Origin of the sequence: Enterococcus sp. DIV1208, from assembly GCF_050530455.1 — a bacterium.
In the GTDB taxonomy this organism is placed as follows: domain Bacteria; phylum Bacillota; class Bacilli; order Lactobacillales; family Enterococcaceae; genus Enterococcus_B; species Enterococcus_B hirae.
Genome location: NZ_CP172887.1, coordinates 2,468,033 through 2,487,385 on the forward strand (window position 1 = coordinate 2,468,033; position 19,353 = coordinate 2,487,385).

General features: G+C 38.1%; 17 protein-coding genes. All 17 read right to left on the reverse strand.

Features of this window, described 5'->3' with window-relative positions; all coding sequences use genetic code 11:
• Positions 1–13: 13 nt before the first annotated feature.
• The 17 genes from IGK91_RS11430 to IGK91_RS11510 all read right to left on the reverse strand — a co-directional run bounded on the left by IGK91_RS11430 (position 14) and on the right by IGK91_RS11510 (position 19,224).
• Entirely contained in the window at positions 14–562 is a 549-nt protein-coding gene (locus IGK91_RS11430) for a CDP-alcohol phosphatidyltransferase family protein (protein ID WP_034867944.1), read from the reverse strand.
• 203 nt (positions 563–765) lie between these two features.
• Complete coding sequence (locus tag IGK91_RS11435; protein WP_181934417.1) at positions 766–2,664, reverse strand: endonuclease MutS2; 1,899 nt, start codon at positions 2,662–2,664, stop codon at positions 766–768.
• Between the two features lie 511 nt (positions 2,665–3,175).
• Positions 3,176–3,892: an MIP/aquaporin family protein gene (locus IGK91_RS11440; RefSeq protein WP_010720960.1), complete on the reverse strand. Its 717-nt coding sequence runs from the start codon at positions 3,890–3,892 to the stop codon at positions 3,176–3,178.
• Positions 3,893–5,716, reverse strand: a complete 1,824-nt coding sequence (gene glpO, locus IGK91_RS11445) for a type 1 glycerol-3-phosphate oxidase (protein ID WP_181934418.1) — start codon at positions 5,714–5,716, stop codon at positions 3,893–3,895.
• A 14-nt stretch (positions 5,717–5,730) separates the two neighbouring features.
• Positions 5,731–7,227, reverse strand: a complete 1,497-nt coding sequence (gene glpK, locus IGK91_RS11450; protein WP_010720962.1) for a glycerol kinase GlpK — start codon at positions 7,225–7,227, stop codon at positions 5,731–5,733.
• Between the two features lie 112 nt (positions 7,228–7,339).
• Positions 7,340–8,800, reverse strand: coding sequence for a helix-turn-helix domain-containing protein (locus IGK91_RS11455; protein WP_430605301.1), 1,461 nt, complete (start codon positions 8,798–8,800; stop codon positions 7,340–7,342).
• Positions 8,790–10,085, reverse strand: coding sequence for an FAD-dependent oxidoreductase (locus tag IGK91_RS11460; RefSeq protein ID WP_010737026.1), 1,296 nt, complete (start codon positions 10,083–10,085; stop codon positions 8,790–8,792). Before IGK91_RS11460 ends, IGK91_RS11455 begins: the two co-directional genes overlap by 11 nt.
• 249 nt (positions 10,086–10,334) lie before the next feature.
• Positions 10,335–10,901, reverse strand: a complete 567-nt coding sequence (locus tag IGK91_RS11465) for a hypothetical protein (RefSeq protein ID WP_258924979.1) — start codon at positions 10,899–10,901, stop codon at positions 10,335–10,337.
• A 321-nt stretch (positions 10,902–11,222) separates the two neighbouring features.
• Complete coding sequence (locus IGK91_RS11470) at positions 11,223–12,044, reverse strand: hypothetical protein (RefSeq protein ID WP_034867950.1); 822 nt, start codon at positions 12,042–12,044, stop codon at positions 11,223–11,225.
• A gap of 166 nt (positions 12,045–12,210) precedes the next feature.
• Positions 12,211–13,032: a hypothetical protein gene (locus tag IGK91_RS11475; protein WP_034867953.1), complete on the reverse strand. Its 822-nt coding sequence runs from the start codon at positions 13,030–13,032 to the stop codon at positions 12,211–12,213.
• A 345-nt stretch (positions 13,033–13,377) separates the two neighbouring features.
• A complete protein-coding gene (locus IGK91_RS11480; RefSeq protein WP_010737023.1) occupies positions 13,378–14,055 on the reverse strand; it encodes a type 1 glutamine amidotransferase domain-containing protein in 678 nt (225 codons plus the stop codon).
• Between the two features lie 35 nt (positions 14,056–14,090).
• Positions 14,091–15,197, reverse strand: a complete 1,107-nt coding sequence (locus IGK91_RS11485) for an NADH-dependent flavin oxidoreductase (RefSeq protein ID WP_010737022.1) — start codon at positions 15,195–15,197, stop codon at positions 14,091–14,093.
• A gap of 79 nt (positions 15,198–15,276) precedes the next feature.
• The gene (locus IGK91_RS11490) at positions 15,277–15,711 is read right to left on the reverse strand and encodes a MarR family winged helix-turn-helix transcriptional regulator (protein ID WP_010720971.1); all 435 of its coding nucleotides are present in this window, start codon (positions 15,709–15,711) and stop codon (positions 15,277–15,279) included.
• Positions 15,712–16,114: 403 nt separating this feature from the next.
• Positions 16,115–16,552 carry a hypothetical protein gene (locus tag IGK91_RS11495; RefSeq protein ID WP_010737021.1) on the reverse strand — a complete coding sequence of 146 codons (438 nt, stop codon included), beginning with the start codon at positions 16,550–16,552 and terminating at the stop codon, positions 16,115–16,117.
• A 3-nt stretch (positions 16,553–16,555) separates the two neighbouring features.
• A complete protein-coding gene (locus tag IGK91_RS11500; RefSeq protein ID WP_010737020.1) occupies positions 16,556–16,972 on the reverse strand; it encodes a DUF3021 family protein in 417 nt (138 codons plus the stop codon).
• Positions 16,973–17,070: 98 nt separating this feature from the next.
• Positions 17,071–17,532: a LytTR family DNA-binding domain-containing protein gene (locus tag IGK91_RS11505; RefSeq protein ID WP_010737019.1), complete on the reverse strand. Its 462-nt coding sequence runs from the start codon at positions 17,530–17,532 to the stop codon at positions 17,071–17,073.
• Between the two features lie 66 nt (positions 17,533–17,598).
• Positions 17,599–19,224 (reverse strand): glycoside hydrolase family 13 protein, encoded by a 1,626-nt coding sequence (locus IGK91_RS11510; protein ID WP_010737018.1) that lies wholly within the window; start codon positions 19,222–19,224, stop codon positions 17,599–17,601.
• Positions 19,225–19,353 lie beyond the last annotated feature (129 nt).

Sequence of the window (19,353 nt, forward strand, 5' to 3'; positions counted from 1 at the left end):
AGACATTACTCTCTTAATTCAATAGTTTATGATATTCACGGATATACAAAACGAAGGATTGAAGCAAGCTATAAGTGATCAATCCAAAGATCCAATTGACCCAGATCGCAGGAAGTTCGGGAAACAACAGTAAAAGCACCATGCCTGCGTAAATGACCGCAGTTGCTAATTTCCCATACCATTTTGCCCCATCTAATTTCACATTTTTTCTCAATCCAATGATACCAGCAAAAAACATGAACCCTTCTTTGATCAGAAATAAACCGAATATCCACCAAATCATCGGTCGATACCAAGCCATGGAAAGGATCAAGACCAGTTGCGTCAACTTGTCTGCCACTGGATCTAATAATTTCCCCAATTCCGTGATTTGGTTGAACTTACGAGCAATAAATCCATCTAAAAAGTCAGTGATTCCTGATAGAGCAATCAAGATACCGGCAAGCATAAACGATTGCTCTAAAACAAAGTAAAAATAAAACGGCAAAAGAACCACACGAAAAATTGATAAGAGATTAGGGATCGTTCCTATTTCTTTTCGCCAATTCGAAGTCAGTTTCATCCATGACATCTCCCTAAATAAACTTTGTTCCATTTTAACCTAAATCGGTAAAAGTGCCAATTTTTTCCCGTTGTCTAAAGTCATGAGTAACTCTCCAATTTAGCTATTCACATACTTGGATCGTAAAAACTACTGGAACGACTGTCAAAAAAAGACGAGAGCTATTGGCTATTCCTCTTTAAAACAATGTCTTCATTTAACCCCTAGTCTCTTTTTTCTCGTCGTTCTTTAGCTTCTTTGGATAATTTTTTATGCGCTTTTTTCGATCCTCGCGCTAGATCTCTTTGCCATTTTCTAGTTTGAAAGTCTGTAAACAAATGGTCTAATTCATAACCGACTGGATATAACTTTTCTGCTGACATCTTTAACGTGAGACGTTTTCGTGGGACATTGATTAACTCTTTATCCAAGAAAATCGTAACCGTTTCTTCTGCTGTATCTTCATAAACTAAGGCTTCTTGTTGGTGGACCGCAGAATATACCCGATCCCCTTTCGAAAATTGCTGCACTTGTGTCTTCGTCCTAGGCACGTTTACTTTCGTTGTCTGAAACACTTTTTTGGTTGTCCGATAAGCTTTATGCTGGATATAATATTGGGCTTGTTCGATCAAGGTTTGCGACATGTTCATTTTTTGAGCGATCCATAGCGCTTGGCTTTCTCCTGTTTCCCCCACTTGAAGAAGGTATTTAGGTTTCAATGCTTCTTTATCAAATGCCATTGCGGCTGGAATAAAATCTTCATGATCATTCGCAAATTTTTTGATTTCGCCATAATGAGTAGTTGCAACGATCAATGCCCCTTGTTCATACATGACTTCCATGATAGCAACTGCTAGCGCCGCTCCTTCATTAGGTTCTGTGCCACTGCCGATCTCATCAAGTAATACAAGGGTATTTCTACTCACCTTGCGTAACATCTCAGCAATATTTTGCATATGACCAGAAAACGTACTTAACGCATTCTCGATCGTTTGCTGATCGCCAATATCCACAAAAATCTCATCGAAAACAGCTAGCTCTGTTCCTTCGGCTGCCGGAACCTGTAAACCAAACATCGCCATCAACGTCAATAACCCCACTGTCTTTAATACGACAGTCTTACCACCTGCATTCGCTCCAGTGATCACTAATCCTCGATAGTCTTTACCAAGTTCAAAGTCTAACGGAACAGCCTTCCCTTGGATCAGTGGATGCCTTCCTTGTTTGATCTTGATGTATTCTGATTGATTGATCCGTGGTGTCACACCATGTATTTCTCGACTATACTTCCCTCTGGCGAAAATGATATCTAATCTAGTAATCGTTTCGATAATCAAATCGATTGCTTGTTCTTGTTCTGCTAAAGCACCAGTCAAATAAGCTAAAACTTGATATTCTTCTGCTATTTCTTCTGCTTTTAACAATTGATAATTCATACTCGCTTTTTCCACAGCCGTTGGTTCAATAAAGACGGTCGTCCCTTTATTTGACTGTTCAATAATCGTGCCTGGCACTTTATTTTTATAACTAGCTTTGATTGGGGTCGTATAGTGATCGCCTTTTTGAACAATCATTGCTTCTTGGATCATTTCTTTGTTATGCGGATGTCTTAGAAACTTTAAAAGACGATCCTGGATTTCTTTTTCTGTTAATTGTAATTGTTTTCGTACTTTCCGTAAATTTCGTGAGGCTTCATCACTCACTTTTTGGTTCTTGATTTGTTGATAGATCAACTCTTCGACCATCGACAAATCAGGCATATTCTTACTATACACATGCAATAAGGGTGTTTGATATTGATTTTTTTCAAAAAAACGACGGATCATTCGACTACTTCTTAAAAAGTCTGCATACTCGATCAATTCAGTTGGTGTCAGTAAAAAGCCTTTTTTCACTTGGGAAGTCAACGCATCAATCCGTGTCAATCCCATAAAGGGAACGTGTTGCTGACTTTCTAAGATTTGTCGCGCTTCTTTTGTTTCTTCTTGGCGATTTTTGACTGTCTGTAGATTAGTTTGCGGGGTCATTTCTTCGATACGCTTTTTGCTATATTGTCCAATAGCTCGTTTTTTCACTTCTTCTTTGATTTGATTAAATTGTAATTTATCGATTGTTTGTTTCATATTCTCTCCTTTTTTGAAGAGATACCTGTCCTAAAATAAATAAGACCTAGGAAAAATAAAAAGATGAGGAACATCTCAAATAAGACGCGCCCCATCCCTCATTAATAGAATTGTTGGTTATGAAATGACAGGTATCATCTATAAGCATGCCAAATAAGCTTACGGCTCTATTGGCTATTCAACTTACTACGTTAGATACCTGCTACACTCATCAAAATACCTCATTCATCTAGGTTTTATTTATTTTCAAATTCACTATAGCAAGTTTAGCTGTCACTGTCAATCAAAAACGAAAGCCCTTTATTTCACTCTGGTTAGTTCAATCAAGACCCATGAACAAATCTAAAAAAATTTTCTGGTTGTCAGCAAAGCACCCCGTTGATTTTGCGATCTTCAATAACCCATTTTTAAAATGCTGTTCTTTGTCAAGTGCTAAAAAACGATAAAATAGAAGAACTATTTTACCGTTTTTTAGATTATTTATTAATGAATAACACACTTTACCGCCTTTTTATACCATCAACATATACATGCCCACAGCCACGACAGCTCCGACCATTGGCGCTACTACTGGTATCCATGAATAGCCCCAGTCTGAGTTTCCTTTGTTTGCAATTGGTAGAATCGCATGGGTCAGACGTGGACCTAGGTCACGAGCTGGGTTGATCGCATAGCCAGTTGGTCCTCCTAGGGAAAGACCGATTGCTAAGATCAAACCTCCGACAGCAAAGACATTCGTACCATCGGCAAATGAGTTTTGTCCAAACGCTAATAGTCCTAGTACTAAAACGAAAGTACCGATCAACTCGGTGATAAAGTTCGCTGGATAATTTCGAATGGCAGGACCTGTCGCAAATGTACCTAAAATTGCGCCTTGGTCTTTTGTCACACTCCAATGTGGTAAATACGTCAACCAAACTAAAACAGCACCGACGATCGCACCTAACATTTGCGCAATAATAAACGGAATCACTAGGTTCCAGCCAATTGCACCGGTCATCGCCATCGCTAAAGATACGGCTGGATTCAAATGAGCAGGTCCCATAAATCCGGAAATATAGACAGCCATTGTAACGGCTAGTCCCCAACCGAAAGCAATCACGATCCAACCAGAAGCTTGGGCTTTACTCTTGTTCAAGTTAACCGCAGCACATACCCCATCACCAAGTAAAACTAAAATCATCGTACCAATAAATTCTCCCATGATCTGCGTCATTTCTGCACTCATCTATTTTTCCCCCTTCAATTCACGTAGATCCGACTCTGCGATCAATTCTTCTAAATGAGCTTCTTGACGCTTCTTCTCTTCTGCTGACCAAGCGAAGTAAGACGCAATGGCATCAATGATCGGTTGTTTGATTGCATCAAGTTGATCACGTTCAAACAACAAGTGATTCGTGCGGCGAATCAAGTAGTCGCCTGGTGCTAATACCATTTCTTCTTCTAACCCATAACGTAAACGAGCAGATTCAGCTAAACTTAGTCCTTCATACGGTGTCATTTCTTTTGCCAAAGCAAAAATCTTTTTCGCATTGGTTCCATAAAAATCTGCAATGTATTTTGCATCAGCTTCTGCTAAACCAGATTCAACTCCGATTTTTGTCAATTCTTCCACAGTTTCTTCCATTTTTGTTGGATCAAAATCTCCTCCAGAAACGGGATAATGTTTCGAATCGATTTCTTTTACTGACATCCGGTAGTCATCTTTCAACAACTGGCGGATTAATTTTAGTGCTCCCTCCGCCATCTTACGGTAGTCTGTGATCTTCCCACCTGATAGTGTCACCAAACCATCCGATTCACGTTCTAATGAGCTACCTCGAGAAATCGAAGAAGGGGCTTTTTCATCACGGCTGTTTTCTAAATGATTCAATACATCCTCTACTTCTAACCGAGAAGCCTTGTTTTCTTTATATTCAGTAACCGTATCAACGACTTTGCTAAAGCTTTTATCTGAAATAGAGCCGTTGTCACCACCGTTATAGTCAGAACCAGAATTACCGATCAATAATGGGCGTAACCCTGCCCAACTTGATTCGATGTCTGCGAGGGTGATGTTTGCATCTGGGTAACGATGATTGATGACATCTAATAAATAGTCCACATCTTCTTGCGTTACTTTTGGATCCGTATAGTCCCCTTGATAGTCCGTATCTGTCGTTCCAAAATACGTTTTATTTTCTCGTGGAATGGCAAAAACCATTCGGCCATCTTGTTTGCCCGTGTCAAAATATGTTGGTTGTGGAACAGGCAGTTTTTTAGCATCTACGACTAGATGAACACCTTTGGTTGGTCGCATCTTAGGTGATACCGCACGTTTGAAATTCAAGTTACGGATTTTATCGACCCATGGACCACTTGTGTTGATCACTATTTTTGCGTGGATTTCCACGACTTGATCCGTTAGCAGATCACGTGCTTTGACACCCACGATTTGATCTCCTTCATATAAAAAGCCAATCGCTTTCATTTTACTTACTAGGTAAGCGCCATCTTCTGCTGCTTTTTTGATGTTATCGATCACTAAACGTGAATCATTGTTCCGAAAATCTAGATAAACACCAGCGCCCTTTAACCCTTCTTTTTTCAAAAATGGTTCTCGTTCTAACACTTCTTCTGGTGTCAGCGTATAGTTTTCATATTTTGTTCCAGTCACATTTGCCAATTTATCGTAGAGATCCATTGCCACTTTGACTGAAAACATATTAAACGTCGTTGCCCCCTCATCTTCATAGATCGGTAGTAACATTGGATCAGGTTTTGGAATGTGTGGCGCAATACCTTGGACCACCGCTCGTTCGCCTACAGTATCTGCTACAACTTCGACGTCAAAAGTTTTAAGATAACGAATCCCTCCGTGTACTAATTTTGTGGAGCGTGAAGAAGTACCTTCTGCAAAGTCTTGCATCTCGATTAGCCCCGTTTTAATTCCTGATGCAGCGGCTTGAAGCGCCACACCAGCCCCTGTGATACCGCCACCAATAATCAGCAGATCCAACTTTTCGTGTTGCATTTTTTCAATACTTTCTTGTCTTGTTCCTCTTGAAAACATGACATTCCCTCCCTTTACTCAAATGCTTGTGTTGCTACTACCGCTTTTTTCCAACCGCCATATAATTTTTCTCTACGCTCTTCAGGCATCTCTACTTCAAACATCTTGCCCGCTTCATAAAATTCTCTGATTTCATCTGTATCTTTCCAAAAACCAACCGCTAAACCAGCTAGAAATGCCGCACCTAATGCCGTAGTTTCCAGATTTTCTGCTCGTTGGATCGGAATATTTAAAATATCTGTCTGAAATTGCATCAAATATTCATTATTCGCTGCTCCACCATCGACCTTCAAGACTGGTATTTTGATCCCTGTGTCTTCTTGCATCGTATCAATGATATCTCTTACTTGGTATGCAATCGATTGTAAGGTTGCTTTGATAATGTCTTCTTTGGTCGTCCCACGTGTCAACCCAAACATCGAACCTCTCGCAGCTTGATCCCAATAAGGTGCCCCTAACCCAACAAATGCTGGCACGACATAGACTTCATCCTCACTTGTGGAACGTTTTGCTGCCTCTTCGGAATCACTTGCTTTTTGTAACATTTGCAACCCATCTCGCAACCATTGGATGGAAGAACCTGCTACGAAAATGCTCCCTTCCAGTGCATAGTAAACCTTGCCATTGATTCCATAACCAATCGTCGTTAATAGATTGTTCTTGGATAGTTGTGGTTCTTCCCCAGTATTCATGACGATAAATGATCCTGTACCATACGTATTTTTGACCATTCCAGGTTCAAAAGCCATTTGTCCAAACAAAGCAGCTTGCTGGTCACCAGCCATCCCAGAAATCGGCACTTCACTTCCATAGAAATGATACCCTTGTGTATAACCATAAATTTCTGAATTAGAAGTCGGTTTTGGCAGCATTGCTCGAGGAATGTTCAAGAGATCAAGGATTTCCTGATCCCAATCAAGATCGTGAATATTAAACAACATCGTCCGACTTGCATTGGAATAATCCGTCACATGTGCTTGACCGTCTGTTAATTTCCATACCAGCCATGAATCGATCGTACCAAAAAGCAATTCGCCTTTTTCAGCACGTTCTTGCGCTCCCTCTACATGGTCAAGAATCCAACGTATTTTTGTAGCAGAAAAATAGGCATCAATCACTAAACCTGTTTTTTTATGGAAAAAGTCTTGGTAGCCTTCCTTTTTTAAATTATCAGCAATTGATGCGGATTGACGAGATTGCCAGACCACAGCATGATAAATCGGACGTCCAGTATCTTTTTCCCAGATCACCGTCGTTTCACGTTGGTTAGTGATCCCGATGCCTGCGATTTGATTCGGTTTGATCCCAGATTCAATAAATGCTCCTGCAATGACCGACTGTACGGAGTTCCAGATTTCATTCGCATCATGTTCCACCCAGCTCTCTTTAGGAAAATATTGCGTGAATTCTTTTTGCGAACTACCGATATGTCTACCTTTTTTGTCATAAATAATTGCTCGTGAACTTGTCGTTCCTTGGTCAATCGCCATGATGTATGTTGATTCTGTCATTCTGATCTCCTCCATTATCTGCAAACGCTTTCTAAACTTATCTTTATCTTACACCGATTCATTTTTTAGAAACTGCCAAAAAAACATTTATTTTCTGTTTTTTTGACAGTTTTTAATTTTTTGCTTTTTTTTCTTCTTCGATTTTTTGCTTTAACCTTGCGATATCATAGCTTGAAGCAAACTCTGATAAATAATAATAATTTTGATGAGGATCTTCTTGATTAAATGTAATCACTAAATCATACTTTTTTCCTGGTCGTCGATTTTCAATCTCAATTCCACTGATTCCTTTTAGTTCTCTTAACAAAAATTGTTGAAATGCCACTCGATAAATCGGTAATGTTTCAATATCGATTCCGATAGTGACCGATTTCGCAATATAAAAATCGATCATCATAAGAATATTGGCATACTGAATCATGAGATAACTTAAAGCAGCTTCTTCACCTTGTTTAGCAGGTAGTTGTGTCAGCGTTGTTTCTTTCAATCGTTCGAGTAATTGACTAAGGGAGCGGCCTAACATCTTTTTCTGTTGTTGCAGGAGATGCTCTGGCTCATAGATCATCATGACTCCTCGAAAAAAATAAAACTCATTATCGATTTGAGCTAATTGATAACCGACTGCTTTTTCTTCCTTGATCTTCAACTTTCGTGGACGATAGTGCCACAACATCGTTTCTCTAATGTACGTATCTAATACAGCTGTTGGTAATTTTTTGCTTCGGGTTAAATCATATTGATAAAAATGTTCTTCTGATAACACAGCAAACGAGACAAAAAAACTGTAAAACATTAAAGGCTCATAGCCACTGATCTCAGCAGCTGTCCGACTTAAATAAAGTGAAATGACCGGATCAAGTGTTTGATACAAACGATCCTTTTGGTAAAGTATTTTCTTTTCTTTCAATGTAGCAAACGTCGTTTTTTCACTCAATAGCCGTTTACGAGTGATCCCCAGCCAGCAGGCGATTTTACTAGCTGACTCTTGAGAGAATGTCGTTTCTAAGGCTCGCTCCAATCCTAAAATAAGTGGCGCTTTATCAGGCGTCTGTTGTAAGAAAAGGGGACGTTGTGATTCAGAGATAAATTGGAATAACACATAGTAGAAATAACGAACTTGCAATTCCTCACCATAGAGTTGGCCATTTTTGATTTGTAGAGAAAATTCTTGCAGTAACTGATTCAATTCTTTGATCTTACGAAAGACAGAAGATTCACTGATATTAAACGCTGTCGCTAGACGAACGATCGATGCTTGGTGATGTTCTAATAAATAAACAAGCAGATTGAATTTCAAGCTTTGTTGAACTAAGAATAGAATGATTTTTTCTAAGCTGACATCTTCAGCCAACTCTAATGTGACTTGAAATTCATTTCTTTTGATTGCTACTTTCTTCCCCATCATCCTACCGATCATTGGGATTTCTGCTATATATTGATCAAATGATGTTTTAGAAAGATTGACTTGTTCCCTTAATTGATTCGTGCCTACAGTTCCACCATGCAACACCATGTCCCTAAGAATCAGCACTTGCAACTGCTCTTTTTTCTCTAGTAATTGTTCAATCTTCATCGAGCGTATCAACCACCTTTATCAATTGAAGCGGCAACCGATATTCTGGCTGGAAGAATAACTCCCGTTCGAATAATTTCTCTAACGTCCAGCCTTCCTCAATAGCGAGAGTGAATCGATCCAATAAATCGAATATCTCCTCTCGACTTCGCAACTGCGCACCAAGTAATTGTCCCTTTTCATTGCACATCACTTTGATTTTCGCCGTTTCACTATTGGTCGCAGCTAAGCGGGCAAGCAAATATGTTTTACGGACAGTCTGCGGATAAAAAATACTTTCTTCTTCCGTTAGCCCGACACTTCCTAGAAAATAGCCAAACCAATGATTTCCAATTGCTCGGTAGGTTCCCGGATCTTTCGTACGTTTGCCACTAATCGTTTGACTGACCACTTGTGCCGTACGTAGTGCATTATTGACCAAAGAGACATACATTTTTTCTTGAGTCGGTTGGAACGTCACTTGGATCGCATCACCGATTGCATAAATATCCTTCGCTGACGTTTGCAAATACTCATCGACCCAAATCGTACCATCTTCATTTAGCTTCAACTGATCTTGCCAGAGATGATGGTCTGGACGCGTGTGATTCGCTAGCAGAACTAAATCATAGCTTTCTGTTTTTTGATCCGTCACTACGGCCACTTGCTCGTTTTCTTCGAGCGTTTGTACTTGTTCATTCAAAAACAATTGGATATGCCGTTGCAATAACTCATGTGTTAACGGTTCAACCATTTCGGGATCGAAATAACGGAACAACAATGTTGGTCGACTTTCATAGAGATGGATTTCTTTTTGCTGATGATATAACCCTTCTGCTAATTCAAGTCCTACTTGTCCCGCACCAATCACAGCAATTTTTTGTGCTTTCGCAAGACTTTGTTCCAAAGATTCTTTTAAGTGGATATCTTTAACAGAGCGGATCTGCGTACTTTTGTTTCCATTTTTGAATTGCTGACTCGAACCCGTTGCAATCACCAATGTATCAAAAGTAAGCTGTCGCCCATTTTGGATAAACACAGTCTTCGTGGCTATTTCAAGTGAAACGACTTCCGTGCGTACTTGCACATCAATTGCGTATAGCGCTTGCAATTCTTCCTTAGTCAACCAATAAAGTTGCTCTTTACTTGTGAGTTGCTTTTTTAACAGTAAATTGAGTCCACTCGGTATAAACCCAATCTTGTCTTGTTTTTCCAAAAGTATGATCTCACTGTCAGGACAACTTTTTCGCAAAGAAATTGCTGCATAGATCCCCGCAAAAGAACCACCAATGATCACGATCCTCATCCATTTCCCTCTTTTCCAATAGCCTATTTGAAGAGTATCATGTAACCGTTAATGTTTCAAAAAATGTACTCAAAAACGAAGCAAATCTTCGATCATAAGAACAGCCGTGGTGTTAGATCAAGTAGGCAACTTTTGCAGAATAAAAAAATAAGTTCGATTTTGACAATAAAAATCAAAATCGAACTTATCTTCTTTTTGAGAAAGAACTATCGTCCCAGTCTCATTAATCTATTATTAACGAAGCATCAATTACAATAAACTTTTTGTACTCCACATCATAGATTGTCCATAAATATGCTCCAAGTCCTTCTCGCCCCCCATTATAATATTGGGTAAATTCATTATTCCAAAGATAGATTTCCAACCTTTTTTTTCTGGAAAAAGTTGCTGGTTTATTTCAATAAAATCTTCCTTTTTCCCATATAAATTTTGAGGATTATCCATAAACGCATGTTCATATGTTCCTTTTTCTTCAAAAAATTCTTCGACAGATATTTTTTTGCTATTCATTAACTCTGGATTTACTTGGATAGGATAACCTTTGATTTCATCAAATGAACGCAAATTAGTGTAAATAATCTTTTCCTCTCTTGTTTCCTGATACTTCTTTTCATATTCCCTACTAGTAAACTTTCCATCTTTTGTTTTAATCGCCCAAATTCTAAGCGCCCACAGTCTATTTTTGTAATTAAGAAAAGCTAATGCAACTTCTTGATGACTTATTATCTTTTGATAATTCTCTTCATAAAAAAAAGCATAATTCATAGCAAAACCTTTTTTTCTGAAATTCCATGTTTCTTCTTCTAATAATTCCATTTCATCACTCTCCTATACTTCCCCATACTATTTTCCTTTAATTCCATCATAAAACCTTTTTAATTATAAAATTATTTAAAACTACTTTTTCACAAAAAAAGGAAGAACGAACTTCGAAAAAATCATAAGTATTACATTGTCACTGCTTTTCCAGATCTAAAAAGATATAAAGAAGAAACAAATACTTTGCTCTATGAATAATAGTGTAGTATGGAGTAATCGAACTACAATATGTACTTGATTTTGTTGATTTCCCCTTAAAGAAAAGAGAGCCAAGGAAGTTCTACCCTTGACTCTCCTTTTTTAATCATTTTGTATCATCTACGGGATAAACAGTTCAATATCAATGACCGTAAATCGTTTTTGTTTCTTATCATAGATCGACCATAGATACGCTCCATCATCTCTTCTACCTTCATTATAAAAGTTAGTAAAATCAGTATGCCATTGATAAATGACTAACTCACTTCGATCAGGAAACAGGAGTTGATTGACTCGTTTGAAATCTTCGATTGTTCGATGGGTCTGGAGATAACTACAAAAAGCAATTTGGTATTCCCCACCCTTGGCAAAAAAAGTGGTGGAACTGATTTCATCAGCTTTCATCATTTGGGGATTGACCCGTATAGGAAAGCCGTCATAAGTATCAAACGAGGTTTCTTCCATATAAGTAAGCGTTACTTCTTCAGTTCGTTCATACAGTTGAGGAAACATAATCAATAAGGCTTCACGCTCTTTTCTAAGCTCTTTTACCATTTGGTAACGCTCTTGTTTGCGTTCTTCATACTCCATTTGTAGCTTTTTGAGATCTACTTTTCGTCCGCCTGCTTGAAGGTATCTGATCTTTCCTTGCATATCTGCTTTTACTTGGGCATCTACCCCAGCTTTTATTTTTCCCTCGACTTCTGGGGTTAGTGTGATCTCAACTTCTGGCACTTCGGCTAATTTTTGAGTTAATCCAGGCACAAATTTTGGTGTCCAGATACACCATGCCCGATTAGCATATGTAAGAAATGCCAGTACTGCTTCACGATGACTTTCATATCCTCGATACTTTTCCTCAGTAAAAAAAGCACAATTGACCGGCTCAATTAGATATTCATTACATTCATAATAGAACGTTTCTTTTTCTAGCAATTCCATTTTTCCACTCTCCTCTACTTAGCTACGCCTCACTTTATTTTATCATGAAGACGACTGAAGTAAGACAACTACCATAAACCTACTTTTTCATAAAAAGAGAAAGAATTGAACACCAAATAGCTAGGAAGTTTTTCCCTTAACTCCTTTCTTAAACACTTTTTATCACTTATGGAATAATTAGGGCAATATCAATCACTGTAAATCGTTTCCTTTTTTTGTCATAGATCGACCATAGATACGCTCCATCATCTCTTCTGGGTTCATTATAATAATTGGTAAAATCAGTATGCCATTGATAAATGACTAACTCACTTCGATCAGGAAACAGAAGTTGATTGACTCGTCGGAAATCTTCGATTGTTCGATGGGTCTGGAGATAACTACAAAAAGCAATTTGGTATTCCCCACCCTTGGCAAAAAAAGTGGTAGAACTAATTTCATCAGCTTTCATCATTTCGGGATTGACCCGTATGGGAAAGCCGTCATAAGTATCAAATGAGGTTTCTTCCATATAAGTAAGCGTTACTTCTTCAGTTCGCTCGTAGAGTTGTGGAAATCTGATCAATAATGCTTCACGCTCTTTTCTAAGCTCTTTTATCATTTGGTAACGCTCTTGTTTGCGTTCTTCATGATCAATTTGTAGCTTTTTGAGATCTACTTTTCGTCCGACGGCTTGAAGATATTTGATCTCTCCTTGTATATCTCCTTTTATTTGGGCATCTACCTCAGCTTCTATTCTTGCTTCGACTTCTGGGGTTAGTGTGACCTCAACTTTTGGCACTTCGGAAAATTTTTGAGTTAATCCAGGCACAAATTTTGGTGTCCAAATGCACCATACCCGATTAAAATACGTGAGAAAGGCCAGTACTGCTTCTTGATGACTCGTAATCCCTTGGTTATTGTCTTCTTTAAAAAAAGCACAATGGACGGGTTCAATTAAATGATCGTTATACTTATAATAGAACGTTTCTTTTTCTAGCAATTCCATTTCATCATTCCTTTCTTCCTTAGTTACTTTCTATGTATCCGCTTTTATTTTACCATGTTTTTTTACCTCTCATACTCCATAAAAAAATCAATTTTTAGACTTACGTTGTACATTCTTTTTATTTTTTTATAGAAATAGAGGGCAAAATCTGAAGCGACTCCAAACAGTTAGACTAAAAAATCTAAATTTTGGAGGACGTTTCAGATTCCACCCTCTACTTTATAAAGTTTTCTTCTATTGTTAAATTGGATTGTTTTTTGGCAGACTTACTATAATGCTGTAATAAGAAGGCCTACGTCGGAACTGTTTATTTTCGTTTTTTGCTTAACTTTTTCCCTTAACAACTTACTTCTTCAAAGATTCAACGACTTTGATTCCTAATTGATGGGCAGATTGAGGATTCTGTCCGGTCAACAACTGTCCATCTGCATGTACGACCGCTGTAAAAGCTGGTCCTGCTTGATAGTTTGCTCCTTTTTCTTTCAAGGCATCTTCTGTTAGAAAAGGTACTTTGTCCGTTGTTCCATTCGCTGTTTCTTCTTCGTTACTAAAACCAGTGACCGTTTTCCCCGCTAAAATCGGTTGACCAGAAACGTCAACTACAGGAAGTAACCCGACTACACCATGACAAACAGCTGAAACGATTCCGTCATTTTGGTAGATCGATGAAGCAATTTTTCCTAGATCCGTTGCTTCAGGAAAGTCCCACATGGTTCCGTGTCCACCGGTATAATAAATCGCACGATACTCGTTTGGGTCGACTTCAGCTGGACTCAAGGTGCTTCCTAACGCTCGGTTACGGAAATCTTCGTCCTGATAATAGTTCCAATCGATTTCATCCATCGCTTCCAGACTCTTCGGCTCCAAAGGAACATACCCACCTTTAGGACTGACAAAATCAGCTGAGATATTATTTTTGACTAAAGCATCATAAAAATGAGTCAGTTCACTCAGCCACAGCCCTGTTGGACGGTCGGTTCCTTTATATCTTTCCACATTCGTTAAGACGATCAATACTTTCATTGTTCTCTCTTCTTTCTTTACTAATAAATCTTCACTTATCTATTAGTATTTGATTGATAACGGATCTGTAAAAAATTATACAATGGATTAGGTAAATAGAGTTCTTGATATGCTTTTGCAAATGGTTTGGTCACAAGTTCTGTATCGCGATTTTCCATTAATTTGACCGCCCATTCGGGGTCAACTAATAGTTGCTGACCGACTGCAACAAGTTCTGCATCAGATAAAACGGCTTCAACATCTTGGCGATTACGGACATTCCCTACACCCACTAATGGTATTTTTCCTTGCACTGTTTCATGGAGATAGTGAAGCATCGATTGCTCATTGTATTTCTCAGAACGAGCAACACGATCATACGTACTTAATGAAACATGAAGGTAATCCAATTTTGTTTCACGTAATTTTTCCATTAACCATATTGTATCTTCAAAACGGATACCAGGCGTTTCAAATTCTTCTGGTGAAAAGCGATAACCTACGATAAAAGGCTTTGTTGCGTATGTTTCGACAGCTTGAAACACACTTTTCACTACTTCATCAATAAAGCGATAGCGATTTTCTAAGCTTCCGCCCCATTGATCTTCACGACGATTAGAATGTGGCGAAAAGAATTGTTGGATCAAATACGTATTAGCACCGTGTAATTCTACACCATCAAATCCAGCTTCGATCGCTCTTCTAGTTGCTTCACCAAAAGCCTTGATTGTTTCTAAGATTTCGTCTTCTGACAAGGCACGTGGTGTTTCCGCATTAGGTCGTTCTGCAGGGATTGCGCTAGCCGAAACAGTTTGTTCGCCTGATAACGTTGCTCGACTCGTCATACGTCCGCCATGGAAGATTTGTACGATCGCTTTTGCCCCATTTTCTTTGATTGCCTTTGCCAAGTCACTGAGCCTAGGTATCATTTCATCATGCGCTATGCTAAGTTCACCGGGCCAGCCTTTTCCTATATCTTGCACATTCGCAGCCCCTGTAATAACAGCGCCTAGTCCCTTCGAACGTTCTTGGTAATACGTGATCTCATCTTCCGTAATCACACCATTATAAAAACTTAACTGGGTGGTCATAGGTGCCATCATCAAACGGTTAGGTAATGTCACACCAGAAGGAAAAGTGATTGTTTCGTTAAAATTTGCCATGGTGATTCCTCCATTCAGTTCTCTTCGTTTATTAAAACACATAATTAGTTGCGCATACAACTAACTAGATTAAAAAAATTTATTTTTTTTGTAGTTTTTCAGTGGCTGAATTGATTGCTTTAGATAAACATTCACTTTCTACAGATCCTAGAATCTCTTGATATGCATGATGTAGTTCTTCCCAACTACTATCGATTTCTTTTACAAATTCCCGTCCTTGATCCGTCAGATAAACTAATGACAAGCGTCCATCACTGACTGTTTTGATATAGCCTTTGTATTCCAATTTTTCGACAAAACGAGCAATCGTTGAAGGTGCAGAACAAAGTAATTGGGCGATATCCTTTTGTGGTAACCCATCTTTTTCTTTTAAAATCAATAAAATAAACCCATATGTCGGTGTCAAACCCGTTTTCTTAAATGCTTCATCTGCCATTTTATTCAACAGGCGATCTAATTTTTTCACACTAAAAAACAGACAATCATTTAACGCTTGTTCAATCGGTTTTCCCATGTTTTCTCCCCCTAATATCCGCGTAACATATCATAGTATGATTTTTGTTATTTGTCAAAAAAGGCTGTAGTAACAAGGGAAAACAAGAGCATGTAAAATTCCTAGAAAGAATAATATAACCTGTTTTAGGGGATATAAAAACGCAGAAACAAGATTCAAGCACCTTCAAACAATGGGCTGCACCAAAAATTTGAAATAAGATAAGTAGAGAACAGATACGGCAAAAAATTGTCTTGGTATTTTTTATCATTTTTGAAGTCTTCTTACTTTCTTGATGTTTCATACTGTTATCTTTTCACATGCTCTCCTTGTTGAAGAGAGGTCTTATTCCATTCATAAAAGAATGATTCAAAAAAATTGTCACTAGGTACCGCCGAATAAGAAAAAAATGCGACTGATTGGTTTATACTTTTTTCAGATAAACTACTTTGGCACCTAATAATGAGACACCGATATGCAAAGTTTCAGCAACTGCAGGTACGCTTTCACCAAAAGGCAATACGCTGACACGATTGATGATGACCCCTATGATAAATACAAGGACGGTCAGCCAAGTTCCCTTTTTTACCCATTGCTGGTCACTTTGTCTTTGATAGATTTTTACAGTTTGGGCACGTAACACGCCAAAGATGAACCCCAGCAAAACAGACAAAACAATAAGGATAAGGGTATGGTTAGTCTTAATGATTTCTTGCCAGTTGCTTATGATTAAATAAAGTCCAACTAATACAATGATGATTTCACTTTTCATCGTGTCTTTGATTGCTCTTTCTTTAAGTAATCTCTGTAAAATAAAGAGAATCAATACTAACACAATGAGATAATTTTGTAGATGTTCCACGTTTTATTCTTCTTTCTTTCCTGAAATTCCTGAATGCCGTGTATTGATTATTTGGATTCGTTTATTTAACAATCGGGCTCGTAAAAAGTTCCTGATGATCAAACAAAGCCACACAATGAAATAGATACTCACAAAGGTTAGCGTGTATCTCTCAAGATGAACAGACACTCTTCCATTTAACAGCACCAACAAGAAATAACTAAAGGCATACGTACTAATAAAATGCAGCAGTATAATCTGAAGATAATTAAGCTTCTCAATTCGCTCGATCAGCGATACTACGCCAATAAAAGCCGAGAGAAAGAAGACAAAAAGAATCTCATTTCTCGTGATCTCATGGGTTTGTGAAACTAATTTGAACAGCAAGAAAGCAAAGCTTCCAATACCAATACTTCTCATCATACGTTGTATCAATTTCATCGGGCTCTCCTTTTCATCTTACCAGCTATCAGGTACATTTATTCTACAAGGTTTCCTTCTTGAAGCTAGTTTGATTGTCATTTCTTGCATTTTTCTTGTCACTTGTTGCGAAAAGTCTGATCGATTTTTTCTTTTAATGCTTTGGAAAAATAACGGCTAACGAGTAACTCTTCTGTATTTTGTAATGTGACATAGAGATTTCCATTTAAAAGCGACGAATTGATTTCTTTAACCATATAGATATTTAAAATAGTCGTTTTCGATATTTGGATAAATGGTTCTGGGAGTTCTTTCATTAACTGAGCTAGTGTCAATCTTCGCTCATACACTTCATTTTCCGTATAAAAGAAACATTTGCGATCAAGGTATTCGATATAAAAAATCGAGAATAAATCTAAATAGACATCTCTTTCTTTTTTATAGTCTCTCACTAAAATAGTTTCCACTTTGTATTTCTCTAAAATATCAGCAATCGAAGTTAAAAATGGTACCTTTTCATGAACTTGAAAAAGTACCATCTCCTCTTGTTTTTTTGGAATCAAATCAAACAATACTTTCATCATGGTCCTCACACTTGTCTAAATTTCTTTTATCATACTCTTTTTTGAGGTGTTCGGACAAGTCATTTATTTGCTCGTCTTCAAAACAAAAGCTTCATAAGGACGTAAATTCAGTTTGCCTGTTGGTATCTGTTTTTGTGGATAGTTTGAAATGACTAGTGTCATCGCTTGATCAGCCAATGTGTATGGCTGATTTTTTTCAGACATATTGCAAACGACTAACCATTGTTCATTATTCAACGTCCGATAATAGGCAAATACGTCATCGGGCGTATCTGTTACCAACTGATAATCTCCCCAGACGATGAGTTCATTGTTTTTCCGTAACTCGATCAATTGCTTATACGTATAAAAAATAGAATCTTTCTTTGCTAAGGCTGTTTTCACATTGATCGTTTGGTAGTTTGGATTGACGTGTAGCCAAGGAGTTCCTGTGGTAAATCCAGCATGTTCACTATTATCCCATTGCATCGGTGTACGCGCATTGTCACGCCCTTTTGCATTGATCGAACACAAGATTTCTTCCGGAGTAAATCCTAAAGTTAACCGTTCATGATACATGTTGATCGTTTCAATATCTTGCGCTTCAGAAATATCCTTGATCGGGTAGTTTGTCATCCCGATTTCTTCTCCTTGATAAATATAAGGTGTCCCTTTCATCATATGAAGCAAAATCGCAAACATTTTACCACTTTCTTCTCGATAATCTTGATCATTCCCCCAACGTGAGATGATCCTTGGCAAATCATGGTTATTCCAAAATAGACTGTTCCATCCTTCATTCCCTAAAGAAGTTTGCCATTTTGATAATACCTGTTTCAACTCAGGAATACTTAATGGTTTTAAATCCCATTTGTCTTTTCCTGCCTGTTGATCCAAACCGACATGTTCAAATTGAAAGATCATCGATAGTTCATTTCTCTTGGGATCAGAATAAAGCTTGGCAATGTCCGTGGTTGCTCCCCAAGTTTCGCCCACTGTCATCAGATCTTTGTTTCCAAAAGTAGCTTGATTCATCTCTTGTAAATAGTCATGAAGTTTGGGACCATTACTTGTTATTTCTTGATCAGGTAACTTCCCAATCGTATCGATCACGTCCATTCGGAAACCACCGATTCCCTTGTCGATCCAAAAGTTCATCATCTGATAGATCTCTTGACGTAAATGGGGATTTTCCCAGTTTAAATCTGGTTGCTTTTTACTATAAAGATGTAAATAATACTGACTAGTTGTTTCATCAAACTGCCAAGCGGAGCCACTGAATATCGACCGTAATTGATTAGGCTCATTTCCATTGATTGGGTCACGCCAAATGTAATAATCCCGATACGGATTTTCTTTACTTTGACGAGCTTCGATAAACCAAGCATGTTCATCTGACGTGTGGTTGACGACGAGATCCATAATGATTTTTATTTCACGTTTCTTTGCTTCTGCAATCAGTTCCTCCATATCAGCCATCGTGCCAAATTCGGCCATGATTGCTTGATAATCACTGATATCGTAACCATTATCGTCGTTAGGAGATTCATATACGGGAGATAACCATATCGTATCGATCCCTAAATAATGCAGATAATCCAATCGAGTGATCACTCCTTGTAAATCCCCGACTCCATCCCCATTCGTATCTTGAAAACTATGAGGATATACTTGATAGACAACTGATTGATGCCACCATTTTTTCTCCATACTTTCCTCCATTGGTTAAAGATTATTGATCCCTCGAAAAAATTGTAACGCTTTCAAAAACGAGAGTAAATAGCCATTATTCTCCTTATTTCTTTCACCACGCCTAAACCTTGATGCTATCGTCTTTTA

Excerpts from the sequence above, each read along its gene's own strand:
- IGK91_RS11430 (WP_034867944.1), bottom strand. The coding sequence starts at position 562 with ATGAAACTGACTTCGAATTGGCGAAAAGAAATAGGAACGATCCCTAAT.
- IGK91_RS11435 (WP_181934417.1), bottom strand. The coding sequence starts at position 2,664 with ATGAAACAAACAATCGATAAATTACAATTTAATCAAATCAAAGAAGAA.
- IGK91_RS11440 (WP_010720960.1), bottom strand. The coding sequence starts at position 3,892 with ATGAGTGCAGAAATGACGCAGATCATGGGAGAATTTATTGGTACGATG.
- glpO (WP_181934418.1), bottom strand. The coding sequence starts at position 5,716 with ATGTTTTCAAGAGGAACAAGACAAGAAAGTATTGAAAAAATGCAACAC.
- glpK (WP_010720962.1), bottom strand. The coding sequence starts at position 7,227 with ATGACAGAATCAACATACATCATGGCGATTGACCAAGGAACGACAAGT.
- IGK91_RS11455 (WP_430605301.1), bottom strand. The coding sequence starts at position 8,800 with ATGAAGATTGAACAATTACTAGAGAAAAAAGAGCAGTTGCAAGTGCTG.
- IGK91_RS11460 (WP_010737026.1), bottom strand. The coding sequence starts at position 10,085 with ATGAGGATCGTGATCATTGGTGGTTCTTTTGCGGGGATCTATGCAGCA.
- IGK91_RS11465 (WP_258924979.1), bottom strand. The coding sequence starts at position 10,901 with ATGGAATTATTAGAAGAAGAAACATGGAATTTCAGAAAAAAAGGTTTT.
- IGK91_RS11470 (WP_034867950.1), bottom strand. The coding sequence starts at position 12,044 with ATGGAATTGCTAGAAAAAGAAACGTTCTATTATGAATGTAATGAATAT.
- IGK91_RS11475 (WP_034867953.1), bottom strand. The coding sequence starts at position 13,032 with ATGGAATTGCTAGAAAAAGAAACGTTCTATTATAAGTATAACGATCAT.
- IGK91_RS11480 (WP_010737023.1), bottom strand. The coding sequence starts at position 14,055 with ATGAAAGTATTGATCGTCTTAACGAATGTGGAAAGATATAAAGGAACC.
- IGK91_RS11485 (WP_010737022.1), bottom strand. The coding sequence starts at position 15,197 with ATGGCAAATTTTAACGAAACAATCACTTTTCCTTCTGGTGTGACATTA.
- IGK91_RS11490 (WP_010720971.1), bottom strand. The coding sequence starts at position 15,711 with ATGGGAAAACCGATTGAACAAGCGTTAAATGATTGTCTGTTTTTTAGT.
- IGK91_RS11500 (WP_010737020.1), bottom strand. The coding sequence starts at position 16,972 with ATGAAATTGATACAACGTATGATGAGAAGTATTGGTATTGGAAGCTTT.
- IGK91_RS11505 (WP_010737019.1), bottom strand. The coding sequence starts at position 17,532 with ATGAAAGTATTGTTTGATTTGATTCCAAAAAAACAAGAGGAGATGGTA.
- IGK91_RS11510 (WP_010737018.1), bottom strand. The coding sequence starts at position 19,224 with ATGGAGAAAAAATGGTGGCATCAATCAGTTGTCTATCAAGTATATCCT.